Origin of the sequence: Streptomyces sp. NPDC048191 (genome assembly GCF_040652655.1) — a bacterium.
In the GTDB taxonomy this organism is placed as follows: Bacteria; Actinomycetota; Actinomycetes; order Streptomycetales; family Streptomycetaceae; genus Streptomyces.
Window position 1 is genome coordinate 60,458 of the sequence record NZ_JBEZMO010000028.1, and the last position, 12,680, is coordinate 73,137.

A 12,680-nucleotide genomic window follows, 5' to 3' on the forward strand; every position below is an offset into this window, starting at 1 on the left:
CTGTGAACAGACCTCAGGCTCTCAAGCGCGGACTGCCGGCGAGGCCGCGGTCCGCGGCTGGGCCGAGGCCAGCCATGAGGCGTAGGTGGCCGCGATGCCGTCCCGCAGGCCGATCCGCGGATGCCAGCCGAGGGCGGTCATGCGGGAGACGTCCAGCAGCTTGCGCGGTGTGCCGTCGGGCTTGGCCGGATCGAAGCCGATACGCCCCTTGAAGCCGACGACCTCCCGGACGGTTTCGGCCAGTTCACGGATCGTCAGGTCCTCGCCCCGGCCGACGTTGACCGGCTTGTCGCCGTCATAGTGCCGCAGCAACGTCACACACGCATCGGCGAGATCGTCGACGTGCAGGAACTCGCGGCGCGGTGTGCCGCTGCCCCACAGCACGACCTCGTCGAGCCGCTCCAGCTTCGCCTCGTGGAAGCGGCGGACCAGGGCCGGCAGGACGTGCGAGGAGTCCAGGTCGAAGTTGTCGCCCGCGCCGTAGAGATTGGTCGGCATCGCGCAGATGTAGGAGGCGCCGTACTGGTGCCGGTAGGACTGGACCTGGACGATGCCCGCGATCTTGGCCAGTGCGTAGGGTTGGTTGGTCTCCTCCAAGGGGCCCGTGAGCAGGGCCTCTTCACGGATGGGCTGCGGTGCGAGCCGCGGGTAGATGCAGGACGACCCCAAAAACAGCAGGCGCCGTACCCCGGCGTCATGGGCCGCGGAGATCACGTTCAACTGGATGCGCAGGTTGTCCTCGATGAACTGCACCGGATACGTGCTGTTGGCCATGATGCCGCCCACCCTGGCCGCGGCGAGGACGACCGCGTCCGGCCGGGCGTCGCGCAGAAAGGCTGCGGTGGCGGTCGGGTCGCGCAGGTCGAGTTGGGCCCGGGTCCGAGCGAGGACCTCATGCCCGTCGGCCGTCAGGCGCCGGGCCACCGCGGAGCCGACAAGACCCCGGTGGCCGGCGACGTACACCCGCGAGTGTGCGGCAAGCAGTTCTTCCATATGGCCGAGTCTGCCAGCAACACGACCTTATGTGCAGGATTGCTCCATCAATCCGTGGAAAATAACAAAAGCCGCAAATAAGCGACTTCAAGAAGGGCGCCCACTGTCATGGACCGTTCCCTGCTCGGGTTCTCCGGAGCCGGCTACGACAAGGGGCGCCCCCTGCTCGTCCAGGCGGCCTGGTTCGCCGTCCTGCATCTCGCCTTCGTCAAGTGGTGGTTCCCGGCCCGCTGGCGGCCGGCCGTGCTGCGGGTCTTCGGCGCCCGGATCGGGCGACGGGTACTGATCCGTCACCGGGTCAGAGTGCACTGGCCCTGGCGTCTGGACGTCGGCGACGACGTGTGGATCGGCGAGGACGCCTGGCTACTGAACCTCGAGCAGATCACCATCGGCAACGACGTGTGCGTCTCCCAGGGCGCGCTGTTGTGCACCGGAAGCCACCAGCACCGCAGCCGCACGTTCGAGTTCGACAACGGCCCCGTACGGCTGGAGGCCGGCGCTTGGGTCGCGGCGCGGGCCGTCGTGCTGCGCGGCGTCACCATCGGCCCCGGCGCCGTGGTGGGCGCCGCAGCCGTCGCCCACCGCGACGTCGGCCCCGGCGCGGTCCTCACGACGGGAGCCGTGGCATGAGAGTGCTGCACGTGGTGACGCTCGTCAGCGACGACGGAGCCTACGGCGGCCCCACCAGCGTGGCCACCGGGCAGCTGGAGGAGTGCGTCGCACGGGGCCACGAGGTGTCGTTGGTGTCCCTGTGGCGGGGAGGATCGCGGCCCCCGGGGCGCATCGGCTCGGTGCCGCTGCGGACCCGCCCGGCGCGCCGTCTGCTCCCTGGGCGCTTCACGGGGCTGATGCACCCGCTCCTCGTCGGGGACCTGTGGCGCGCCACGGGCAAGGCCGACGTGGTGCACATCCACGCCGGCCGCGACCTCGTCTCCCTGACCGCGCTCGCCGTGACCGTGCTGCGTCGCAAGAGGTTCCTGACCCAGACGCATGGCATGGTCGAGCCCCGGCGCGCGGCCGCCGTCCGCCTCTTCGACCGCCTCTACGTACCCCTGTTGCGCCGCGCGCGCGGCTGCCTGGTGCTCACCGAGCGGGAGCAGCGGGCCGTGGCCGAGGTCGTCGGCCCGCACGGCCCGCCGCTTCTCGTCCTGCCCAACGGAGTACGCCCACAAGGGGGCGGCGGCACGGACAGGCGCCACGGGGGCCACCCGCAGGTGATCTTCCTCGCCCGCCTCCACCCGCGCAAGCGGCCCGAGGCGTTCGTCGAGTTGGCCGCGCTGGTGCACCGCAGGTTCCCCGAGGCACGGTTCGCCCTCTACGGGGCGGACGAGGGTTCGCTGCCCCTGGTGCGGCAGCTCATCTTCGACCTCGGACTCCAGGACATCGTCACCTACGGCGGAGCGCTCCAGCACGCCGAGGCGGTGCGCGCCTACGCCACGGCGGCCGTGTACGTGCTGCCGAGCGTCGACGAGCCCTTTCCCATGACCGTCCTCGAGGCCCTCTCCAGCGGCACGCCCGTGGTCTGCACGGACACCTGCGGTATAGCGGACGAACTCGCCCGCCGCGGGGCGGCGATGGTGACCGACGGCAGTCGGCAGGCCCTCGCCGACGCGGTGTGCGAGCTGCTGGGCGACGAGAACAAGCGCCAGGCACTGGTGAAAGAGGGGCACCGGGCCGTCGCGGAGGCGTTCTCCATCCACGCGGTCGCGGACCGGCTCGAAACGTTCTATCGGCATCTCTGACGCCCCGGCTGTCGGACCAACTGTTCCAAACTAAGGAGAGCGGGTGACTGTCAAGACAGCGCTCATCACGGGTATCACGGGCCAGGACGGGTCGTACCTCGCGGAGTTGCTGCTGCAGAAGGGCTACCGGGTGCACGGCGTCGTACGTCGTGCCTCCACCTTCAACACCCAGCGCATCGAGCACCTCTACCGCGATCCGCACGACCCCGGAACGCGGCTGTTCCTGCACTACGGCGACCTCAGCGACGGCACCCGGATCGCCGGGCTGCTGGAACAGGTACAACCGGACGAGGTCTACCACCTGGCGGCCCAGTCCCATGTACGGGTCTCGTTCGACGAACCCGAGTTCACCGGTGACACGACGGGCCTCGGCACCACGCGGCTGCTGGAGGCCATCAGGAGAACGGGACTTCCCTGCCGCTTCTACCAGGCGTCCAGCTCGGAGATGTTCGGCGCGGAACCGCCACCCCAGCACGAACGCACCCCCTTCCACCCCCGCTCGCCCTACGGGGCGGCGAAGGTGTACGCGTACTGGATCACCCGTAACTACCGTGAGGCATACGGGCTGTACGCCGTCAACGGCATCCTGTTCAACCACGAGTCGCCCCGCCGCGGGCCCACGTTCGTGACCCGGAAGGTCGCCGCGGCCGCCGCCCGGATCAAGGCCGGCCTGCAGGACGTCGTCCACCTCGGCAACCTCGACGCCCGCCGGGACTGGGGCTACGCCGCCGAGTACGTGGAGGCGATGTGGCTGATGCTGCAGCAGGACGAGCCGGACGACTACGTGGTCGCCACCGGCACCAGCTACAGCGTGCGTGACTTCGTCGAACAGTGCTTCGCCCACGTGGACCTGGACTGGCGCGAGCATGTGCGCTTCGATGATCGCTATCTGCGTCCGACCGAGGTCGACGACCTGGTCGGTGACGCCGGCAAGGCCGAGCGGGTCCTGGGCTGGCGTGCGCGAGTGCACACTCCGGAACTGGCCCGCCTTATGGTCGACTCGGAACTCGGCGCCCTCCGGCACGTCCTCGGGCCCGGTGGCCAGGCCACCCCGGCCGATCTTCCCGCGCTGGCCGTGCGATGACCGGCGCGGGGTGCCTTCCGGATCAGCCCGGCGTCGCCGGGGCCCGCTGCTACCGGCATCATGCGCAGTGCCCGGGGCTTCAGCCCGAGGAGGAAGCGAATCCTTAGGCCAAGTTCGGCCGCTCCTTCCATCGCATCGGCCGGTTCGAGCCGACCTCTCAGGTCTGCTCGGCCTGCGGCGTCAAGGACGGTCCCAAGCCCCTCCACATCCGCATATGGACGTGTGGGGCCTGCGGGACCGTCCGGGACCGGGACATCAACGCGGCGGTCAACCTCGCCAAGGCGGCCGGACTGGCCGTGTCAGCCCGTGGAGCGCAGGTAAGACCGGTACTCGTACCGGCGCAGCGCGTTGAAGCAGGAACCCACCGAGACGGTCATCCGACCGTGGTAGGAATCCCCGCTTTTTAAGGGCGGTGGAGCGGAAGTCAAGGGCGGACGCCTGAGCCGCAAGACGCCCCCTGGCCCGCCGCCAGTGCCTCGGACAGCATGGCGCTGATCCGCCCCAACCCCGCCTGCGCGCTCAGCCGTGCACGGACGTAGGCGGGGCCGCGCGCTCCCAGCGTGGCCGAGCGGGCGGGATCGCGGATCAGCGCTTTGACGGCGCCGTACAGCGCCTCGGGGTCCTCCGGGCGCACCACCACGCCCGCTCCCGAGCGCCGCACCTCGTTGGCCGTGCCTCCGGTCGTGGCCACCGAGGCCACGACCGGGCGGCCGCTCATGAAGTAGGACGTCAGCTTGGAAGGCAGGCTCATGTCCAGCACGGACGCCCGCTGGGTGACCGCGAGGACGTCCGCCGCGGCCAGCACGTCGGGGAACGCCGCTTCGCTCACGGGCGGCAGCAGGTCGACGTTCGGCAACTCCTGGGCAAGGCGCGCCAGGTGCGAACGCCGGTTGCCGTCTCCCATGAGCACGACGCGGATGCGGGGGGAGTCGCGGCCCGAGAGCCGCGCGGTGTCGAGCAGCACCTCCAGCCCCTGCTTGAGTCCCATGTTCCCGGAGTGCAGCACGACGTACTCCTCGTCCTGCCAGCCGAGCCGTGCCCGCACCGTCCGGCGGTCGCCGGACGGTGGCCTCACATGCGTCCAGTTGGGTACGACCCGCACGCGCGACCTGGGCACACCCGCTGCGGTGACGCGGTCCACGAACGACTCGTGCACCACACCGACCAGGGCGGCCGAGTTCAGGATCCTCGCCTCCACGCCGGCGGCGAGGGACGCCACGCGACCGCCGCCCCTGATCCCGCTCTGAGCGGCCGCGGCCCCCATGAGGTCCTGCACCACGACCACGTGCGGTGCTCCGTGGCGCCGGGCGGTCCGGCCGCCGATGACACCTGAGGCGAGGGCGGGCATCTGGGTGAGCACCAGGTCCGGTCGTCCGGCCGGCGGCCCGACCGATCCGTGCGCGACGAAGCAGGCCTCGTAAGCGGCCCTGCGCAGCGCGGTCTGACGCGAGGGGACGTAACCGCGACGGCGATGGACCCGGACACCGCCCCGGTGCTCCACCGTGCGCCACTGTCCCCGGTAGTCGTCGTAAACGCGCCAGCCCGGATAGTGCGGCATACCGGCAAGCACGTCGACCTCGGCACCGCAGGCCGTCAGATGCTCCGCGATCCCGGTCGAGTAGGGCGCGATTCCCGTGGTCTCGGGCGCGTAGTTGACCGACACCAGAAGGACACGACGACCCACAAGGATTTCGGACATTTGCACATAGTATGGTGCGTATTCGTTGAATCCTCCAGTGAAACACCCTCCTTGTTCTGCCGAAGCGGGCATCGAGGTGGGCTATAAATAATGTGCTCAGTTTCATATATTTTGCCCGTATTAATCCGGTGTTGACGAGGGGGCCCCAGGTGCACGGCGGTCAAGCCCGATGCATGGCTGCGGTATGCGGCTGGGCCATCGTCCTCGTCGGCCTGCTACCGCTGCTGGTCCTCTCCGTCCCCGACGCCCACTTCGGTGCGGCATTCGCCCTGCAGTGCGCCGTCGTGGCGCACACGGGCGGGGCCCTCACCCGGGTACTCACCGATACCCGCGTACGGCTGGCCGCCCTCGGGTTCTGGCTCTTCTCCTACGTATGGCTCGGCCTGGCACCGCTCGCCATGCTCGCCACCGGCACCTACTCCCACGAGTACCGGGCCGACGCCGGTACCGCCTTCGCCGCCACCGCCCTGACCGAACTGGGGCTCCTCGCCTACGGCATCGGCGCCGCACTCGCCCGCCGGCGTACGGCCGGCCGGTCCGCCCTGCTCGAACCGCTGCTCTCCCGCAGACTCGCGCCCGTACCCGTGCTCCTGCTGAGCGTCCTCGCCCTGCTGCTCGGCATCGCGCTGATCCCACGACTGGGAGGGGCCGAGGCCTTCTTCACCAGTAGACAGGCGGTACAGCAGTCGGGCGCCGCGAACGACTCGGTGCGTGAGCTGGCCACCTGGTCCCTGTCGGTCCCCGCCTTCTGGGCGCTGGCGGCCCTGGTGCACCTGCCGCGTGTGACGACGGCGAACGACCGGTTGCTGCGCAACCTCCGTCTGCTGCTGATCCCGCCGCTGACCGGACTCAACCTGATCGTCAACAACCCGATCAGCAGGCCCCGCTTCTGGGCCGGAACGGTCCTGCTGGTCCTGCTCTTCGCGTCCGGCCGGTTCAGCCGCCCGCGCGCCTACCGCCTCGCGGCCGCCGCGCTCACGGTGACCGTGCTGCTCGTCTTCCCCTACAGCGACTACTTCCGCTACGACCAGCGCGGACCGGTCCATGTGGTGTCCCTGACCGCGCAGTTCACCACGAAGATGGACTACGACGCCTTCCAGCAGATGCAGACCGGGATCGACTATGTGCACCAGGCCGGCTTCACGCCGTCGGCCGCGCTCGGCCCTGCCCTGTTCATGGTTCCGCGCTCGGTGTGGCCCGGCAAACCGCAGGACACCGGAGTGGGTCTTGCCGAGTGGGCCGGCTACACCGTCAAGAACCTTTCGGCGCCCCTGTGGATCGAGAGCTACATCTGGGCCGGAGTGCCGTGCGTGGCAGCCGTCTTCTGCCTGCTGGGAGCGGCCGGACGCCGCATGGACGACCTCCGGGAACGGCTGCGGAGCCGTGGCGCGACGCTTGCGGTGCTGCTCGTGCCCGCCTTCGCCTTCTACCAGTTGATCTTCCTGCGCGGCAGCCTGATGGGCGTCGTGGGACCGCTGTCGCTGCTGCTGACGCTCCCGTTCCTCTTCACCACCTCGGCCGCCCGGTCGTCCCGGTCCGCCGCACCAGACCTGCCGACCGCGCGCCCCGACCGCACCCCGATCTTCGCAACAGGAGGCATTCGTGACCTCTCCCGTCAGCTTCGATGACTGGTACAGCGAGCCGGACCGGCTCCGCGACCAGCTGCGCCAGCTGCTGAGGTATCGCGCGACGATCGCGCTGGGTGTCGTTCTGGGGCTGCTCGGCGGCCTGCTGCTCGCGCTGTCGTGCGCGGGCAGCTACACCGCCGCCGGTGACGTCCTCGTCCGCTCGACGACCGACCCGTTCAGCCCGTTCGGCGTGTCCGTCGACAACCAGGTGAGCATGGGCACGGAGCGGCAGATGGCGGTAGGCGCCGGTGTCGCAGGCCGTGCGGCCAGGGCGTTGCACCAACCGGCCGACGCCGACACGCTGCTCAGGAACCTGGTCGTGAGCTACACACCGAACACCCAGGTCCTCCGGTTCGCGTACACGGCCGGCAGCGCACGGCGGGCGGCCCGCGTGACCAACGCCTTCCTCGACGCCTACCTCGCCGACCGCAAGGCCAGGACCGACGGCGTCGCCAAACGGATGACCAGCGGCGCGCAGGAGCAACTCACCGAGCTGGCCGAGCAGAAGAAGAAACAAAAGGACGACAACCCGGGCCTGCTGGACCAGATCAACGTCCTGCAGAAACGGATCACGGACATCAAGTCCCGCGACACCACCGGCGGTGAAATCGTCCGCAGGGCAACGCCCCCGGCACACCCCGCGGGACCGGGACCGGCCACGCCCATCGGCCTCGGTGTGCTCGGCGGTCTCCTCCTTGGCGTCGGGCTCGCCTGGCTGCGCGCCGGTCTGGAACCGCGGGCCCGCTCCATCGGCGAGGTCCAGGGCGCCCTGGGTGCCCCCGTCCTCGGAATCCTGCCGGGCGCCGGCACGCCCGGCGACCTGCTGGAGGTCGGCCGGACCGGAGGCGGCCGCGCGGAGACGTACCGTGCGCTCGCCTTCCGCCTGCGGCACGGCGGGAACCTCGCCCCGGGCGGCACCCTGCTGCTCGTGGCACCGAAACGAGACCGCAACACCGAGGCGGCCGCGGTGAACCTCGCCGCCGCGCTCGCCGAGGACCTCGACGACGTACTGCTGGTGGACGCCACCGGATGCGTTCCCGGGCTGGCACAACGGCTACCGCTGGCCGGCGCCGCAAGCGGCGACGCCACCGAAAGCTCCGCCGGCCTCCCCGAGGGCCCCGTCGTCGTCGACGCCGGCACGGCCGGGCGGTTCACGCTCGTTCCCGGGCAACCGGACACCGCCACCGGCGACATCGCGAGAGCGCCGATGGTGACGCGCGTACTGTCCGCCACTGAACAGCCGGCCCTCGTCGTCACCCGTCCGCTCCTGGAACACACCGACGGTCTCGCCGTCGCCCAACGCGTGGACGCCGTGCTCGTGGTGGCCGGCCTCGACCGGACCAGACGCGACGATCTCAGGCGGGTACGCGAGCTGCTCAGCTGTGCTGGCGGGCGTGTCGTGGGCGCGGTGGTCGCCACGGGCAGCCCACGCCGCGCGCTGCTCGGGATCCAGCGCCTGCGGCCGGTGCGACGGGAGGCGCCCGCCGCACCGGGGATGCCCTCCCAGGCGCAGCCGGACTCCTCCGTGCAGGAGAGCACGCTCACCGCCTCCCAGGGCTGAGCTCACCGCCTGGCCGTCTTCCACCTGCTCACAGTCCCCGCCCCGCTCCACAGCACGCCCACTCCTCCCCGCCCCGAAGGGCAGGGTCTTTCCGGAGGATCCAGATGAGCGCCACATCAAAAGCGGCCCTGCCCGCGGCCGGCGAGCGGGCCGCCCCGAGCGGGGTCAGCGCCACCGCGCGCGGCGGATGGTGGGGTTTCCTCGGCGCGGCGATCAACGCCCTCTTCGGCTACCTCCTCGTCGCCCTGGTCACCCGGGCACTGGGGGCACAGGGCTCGGGGGCGATCTTCACCGGCGTGGCCGTCTTCACCATCCTCGGCAACACCTGCAAGCTGGGCGCCGACACGGGACTGGTGCGCTTCGTCTCCCGCGACGTGGCCACCGGCGGCGGCCGGCAGGTGAGCGCCCTCCTGCGCACCGCCGTCCTACCGGGCGCCGTCGCAAGCACCGCCGCCGCCGCGGTGCTCTTCCTGTGGCCCCCGACCGCCATCGCGCTGCTGCCGCAACTGCCCCCCGCCGACGCCATCACCCTGGTCCGGCTCTTCGCCGTGTTCCTGCCCCTGGCCACGGTCACCCTGATCCTGCTCGGCGCGACCCAGGGCTTCGGCACGGTGCTGCCTTTCGTCGGCATCGAGCAGATCGGCAAACCGGTCCTGCGCGTGCTGATCGCCGTACCCGTCGCCCTCCTGGTCCCGGGCGTGCTGAGCCTGGCCGCCGCCTGGCTCGTCCCCACCCTCACCGGCGTCGTCGCCGCCTGGCTCGCACTGCGCCGGTGCCGAGCGGACACACCATGCGCCCGCCTGCCCGAGGCGGCCCCGGCCCAGCGGGAGTTCTGGACGTTCGCCGCGCCCCGTGCCATCTCCTCGGTCTTCGACATCAGCGCGGTATGGGTGGGCGTCATCCTGCTGTCGAGTCTGGGCACGAGCGAGGACGCCGGCATCTACACCGCCGTGGGCCGCGTCATCATCGCGGCAACGCTCCTCCAGCTCGCCGTCCGGCTGGCCTTCGCCCCGGCAATCAGCCGGCTGATCGCCATGGACGAGCTCGACCAGGCCCACCAGCTGCACCGCATCTCGACGCGCTGGATCGTGCTGTTCTCCTGTCCGCTGCTGGTGTTCCTCGCCTGCTTCCCCGCAACCGTCCTGTCCCTGTTCGGCCCGGAGTTCACACAGGGGTCGAACGCTCTGGTCGTGCTCTGTGTCGCCTCCGCCGTCAACATCGGGGTGGGCAACGCCCAGACGGTGATGCTCATGGCCGGCCGGAGCTGGTGGCACCTCCTGGTCACGGGGGCCGCGTTCGCGGTGCAGCTGACCGTCGGCGTCCTCACGGTCCCACCCCTGGGCATCCTGGGCGCCGCCCTGTCCTGGGGAGCGGCGATCGTCGTCGAGAACCTCTCGGCCGCGGCCCTGGTACGGCGTCATCCGGGCTTCACGACCATCGACCGCGCCTACTTCGCCGCGCTCGGCGCCGGCCTGTGCCCGACGGCCGCTCTGGTTCTTCCGGTCCGGCTGCTGACGGGCGACACGGCGGTGGGCCTGACCCTGGGAAGCATCTTGGCGATTTGCGTATTTGGTATAAGTCTATGGAATTTCCGAGCCACTCTGGGCATGGGCGAGCTCCTCAGTGCGCTCCGCAAGCGCACGGCATAGGTCCTGTGCAGAACCCAGAGCACCGCAACGCCGTCAGGCTCCCCCTCCATTCCATCGAACCGCCCAGGATGTTCCATGCGCCTGCGAAATCTCACAACGAGTGCTGTCACCACAGCCGCCGCCACCGCGCTTCTCGGCGCCGCTTCCCTCGCGCCCGCGGCCGGCTCGACAGCCACCGACCGACACACCCTCACCGCCACCCCCTTGACCACCTGGCAGACCGACGGAATCGTCTGGTCGGTCGCCTATGCGCGAGGAATCGTGTACGTCGGCGGTGCCTTCGACAACGTGCGCCCGCCCGGCGCGAACCCCGGCGAGAGGGAGGTCGCGCGAAAGGACTTCGCCGCCTTCGACGCCGTCACCGGCGCCCTGCTGCCGTGCGCCCACTCCTTCACCGGCGCAGAGGACTCCGTACGCGTGCTGAAGCCGTCGCCCGACGGCAGTGCGTTGTACATCGGCGGTTCCTTCGGCAGCGTCGACCGGACCGACGTGGCCAGTGCCGTCGCGCTCCGCACGGCCGACTGCTCACTGCGCAAGGACTTCCGCCCCGCCGTCTCGGCAACCGTGCGCGCCATCGACACCACCGACCGCGCGGTATACCTGGGCGGCGACTTCACCGCCGTCGACGGCCGGACGAGGAAGCACATCGCGGCGCTCACCCCCACGGGCTCACTGCTGCCGTTCGCGGCAGACATCGACAAGCCCGTCCGGGCCGTGCTGGCGGCACCCGACCACGGAAAGATCCTCGTCGGCGGCGACTTCAACGAGGTCAACGGGGACGACCAGCACGCACTGGTCGCCCTGCACCCGACCACCGGTGCGACCGTGTCCTCCTACCCCCAATGGCTCCCCAAACGCTCGGTGGTGATGTCACTGGCGCGAGACGGCGGCACCTTCTACCTGGGAGCCGAGGGCCGCGGCGGGGGCGTCTTCGACGGCCGGGTGGCGGGCCGCCTGTCCGACGACCGCATGCTGTGGAAGGACACCTGCCTTGGAGCCACCCAGGTCGTCCTCCCGTACAACGGCCTTCTGTACAGCGGATCGCACGCCCATGACTGCCACAAGACGCCGGGCGGCTTCCCCGACTCCAACAAGCGTTGGCCTCTTTTGGCCCAGTCGACCACCGACAAGACCCTTCAGCACTGGTTCCCCGACACCAACGGCGGGCTGGGAGAAGGAGTCGGGCCGCGGACGATGGTGATGGCCGACGGGATCCTCTGGGTGGGCGGCGAGTTCACGCAAGTCAACGACAAACCGCAGCAGGGCCTGACCCGCTTCGGAACGGCTTCGGGCCCAGGCCCCGAGGAGGTTCCCACCCTCTCGGTCTCCGCTTCGCGGACCGGTCGTGTCACGCTCGGCTGGGACGCCACCTGGGACAGGGACGACGCGGTGCTGACATACACCCTCTACCGGGACGGTGTCCGCCTGGCCTCGCTCAGGCAGCGGTCCGCCCCGTGGGACCGCCCGCGGATGACCTACACCGATATGGTCCCCGCCGGTTCGAGCCATTGGTACCGGATCGCCGTGAGCGACGGAACCCACACGGTCCCCAGGTCCGTGCCGGGCACGCCATTCGCTCAGGACAGTTCTCGATAGCACTTGACCAAAAACGCCGGCAGAAAGATGAGATGGGCCACCAGTAGTGCGCAGTAGACGGCGAGGAAGAGGCCGCGGTCTGCCAGGAACAGAAAGCTGAGGCAGGTCATCCCGTAGTCGACCGGCAGCAGGAGCACGGAGCGCAGGGCGGGAGCCGGCGCCGCTTGCCCCTCCCGCTGCCGCTTCAGCTTCTGCGTCAGGATCCCCACGAAGAAGACCACCACCGCCGCGAGTTCGAAGGCCATGGGCACCAGCAGAAAGGCCTCGCTCGGCAGATCGAAGAAGCGGTAGAGCGCCACCAGTACCGACAGGTGAACGCTCACGAACTTGACGCAGTCCAGAACGTGGTCGAGCCACTCCCCGCAGGCGCTTCCCGACTGCTGGCTCCGGGCCAGTTGCCCGTCCGCCGAGTCCAGGGCGAAGCCCACGGCCAAAGCCACACACACGCACACCGACATGGCCGGCCCCGGCGGCACCAGAGCCACGGCGGCCAGGGCCGGAAACGTGAACAGGGCACTGAGGAAAGTCACCTGATTCGGCGTGGCGCCGATCCTGTAGGCCATCGCCGCGAACACCCGCCCCGCCGGACGGTTGATGAACAGGCTGTAGGCGGACGCCCCCTTCGAGGGCTTCTGGGCCGTCGACAGCAGTCTGAGTACTTCTGCGAACGCAGTCATTTTGCCCCGCATGGATGGCTCTATTGAGACAACAATGGGTAGGGGAGGAAT

Annotated in this window: 10 protein-coding genes and 1 pseudogene; 8 read left to right on the forward strand and 3 right to left on the reverse strand. The window is 70.2% G+C overall.

The genetic code is table 11. The features are described from left to right. Nucleotides 1-21 precede the first annotated feature (21 nt). Entirely contained in the window at nucleotides 22-993 is a 972-nt protein-coding gene (locus AB0D93_RS32675) for a GDP-L-fucose synthase (RefSeq protein WP_362127276.1), read from the reverse strand. Nucleotides 994-1,101: 108 nt separating this feature from the next. Between AB0D93_RS32675 and AB0D93_RS32680 the strand changes: the two genes are divergently transcribed. The 4 genes and pseudogenes from AB0D93_RS32680 to AB0D93_RS32695 all read left to right on the forward strand — a co-directional run. Next, nucleotides 1,102-1,623, forward strand: a complete 522-nt coding sequence (locus AB0D93_RS32680; RefSeq protein WP_362127279.1) for a putative colanic acid biosynthesis acetyltransferase — start codon at nucleotides 1,102-1,104, stop codon at nucleotides 1,621-1,623. Beyond that, nucleotides 1,620-2,735: a glycosyltransferase gene (locus tag AB0D93_RS32685; protein ID WP_362127282.1), complete on the forward strand. Its 1,116-nt coding sequence runs from the start codon at nucleotides 1,620-1,622 to the stop codon at nucleotides 2,733-2,735. Before AB0D93_RS32680 ends, AB0D93_RS32685 begins: the two co-directional genes overlap by 4 nt. A 43-nt stretch (nucleotides 2,736-2,778) precedes the next feature. Further along, nucleotides 2,779-3,819, forward strand: a complete 1,041-nt coding sequence (gene gmd, locus AB0D93_RS32690; protein WP_362127285.1) for a GDP-mannose 4,6-dehydratase — start codon at nucleotides 2,779-2,781, stop codon at nucleotides 3,817-3,819. A gap of 110 nt (nucleotides 3,820-3,929) precedes the next feature. After that, nucleotides 3,930-4,226: pseudogene (locus tag AB0D93_RS32695) on the forward strand (zinc ribbon domain-containing protein); the annotation flags it as partial. 17 nt (nucleotides 4,227-4,243) lie between these two features. Here AB0D93_RS32695 and AB0D93_RS32700 read toward each other — a convergent pair. After that, on the reverse strand, nucleotides 4,244-5,518 hold the full coding sequence (locus AB0D93_RS32700; protein ID WP_362127288.1) for a glycosyltransferase: 1,275 nt from the start codon (nucleotides 5,516-5,518) through the stop codon (nucleotides 4,244-4,246). A 173-nt stretch (nucleotides 5,519-5,691) separates the two neighbouring features. Between AB0D93_RS32700 and AB0D93_RS32705 the strand changes: the two genes are divergently transcribed. The 4 genes from AB0D93_RS32705 (at nucleotide 5,692) to AB0D93_RS32720 (ending at nucleotide 11,952) form a co-directional block, all read left to right on the forward strand. After that, entirely contained in the window at nucleotides 5,692-7,146 is a 1,455-nt protein-coding gene (locus tag AB0D93_RS32705; RefSeq protein WP_362127291.1) for a hypothetical protein, read from the forward strand. Next, a complete protein-coding gene (locus tag AB0D93_RS32710; RefSeq protein ID WP_362127294.1) occupies nucleotides 7,121-8,707 on the forward strand; it encodes a hypothetical protein in 1,587 nt (528 codons plus the stop codon). The genes AB0D93_RS32705 and AB0D93_RS32710 overlap by 26 nt, the downstream gene beginning before the upstream one ends. Before the next feature lie 104 nt (nucleotides 8,708-8,811). Next, complete coding sequence (locus AB0D93_RS32715) at nucleotides 8,812-10,356, forward strand: oligosaccharide flippase family protein (protein ID WP_362127296.1); 1,545 nt, start codon at nucleotides 8,812-8,814, stop codon at nucleotides 10,354-10,356. 75 nt (nucleotides 10,357-10,431) lie between these two features. Further along, complete coding sequence (locus AB0D93_RS32720) at nucleotides 10,432-11,952, forward strand: fibronectin type III domain-containing protein (RefSeq protein ID WP_362127298.1); 1,521 nt, start codon at nucleotides 10,432-10,434, stop codon at nucleotides 11,950-11,952. Here the strand turns inward: AB0D93_RS32720 and AB0D93_RS32725 are convergent. After that, a complete protein-coding gene (locus AB0D93_RS32725; protein WP_362127301.1) occupies nucleotides 11,934-12,629 on the reverse strand; it encodes a CDP-alcohol phosphatidyltransferase family protein in 696 nt (231 codons plus the stop codon). The two genes, AB0D93_RS32720 and AB0D93_RS32725, sit on opposite strands and share 19 nt — an antisense overlap. Between the last annotated feature and the right edge of the window lie 51 nt (nucleotides 12,630-12,680).

Coding starts and splice junctions, on each gene's coding strand:
- AB0D93_RS32675 (WP_362127276.1), bottom strand. CDS start 993: ATGGAAGAACTGCTTGCCGCACACTCGCGGGTGTACGTCGCCGGCCAC.
- AB0D93_RS32680 (WP_362127279.1), top strand. CDS start 1,102: ATGGACCGTTCCCTGCTCGGGTTCTCCGGAGCCGGCTACGACAAGGGG.
- AB0D93_RS32685 (WP_362127282.1), top strand. CDS start 1,620: ATGAGAGTGCTGCACGTGGTGACGCTCGTCAGCGACGACGGAGCCTAC.
- AB0D93_RS32700 (WP_362127288.1), bottom strand. CDS start 5,518: ATGTCCGAAATCCTTGTGGGTCGTCGTGTCCTTCTGGTGTCGGTCAAC.
- AB0D93_RS32705 (WP_362127291.1), top strand. CDS start 5,692: ATGGCTGCGGTATGCGGCTGGGCCATCGTCCTCGTCGGCCTGCTACCG.
- AB0D93_RS32715 (WP_362127296.1), top strand. CDS start 8,812: ATGAGCGCCACATCAAAAGCGGCCCTGCCCGCGGCCGGCGAGCGGGCC.
- AB0D93_RS32720 (WP_362127298.1), top strand. CDS start 10,432: ATGCGCCTGCGAAATCTCACAACGAGTGCTGTCACCACAGCCGCCGCC.
- AB0D93_RS32725 (WP_362127301.1), bottom strand. CDS start 12,629: ATGACTGCGTTCGCAGAAGTACTCAGACTGCTGTCGACGGCCCAGAAG.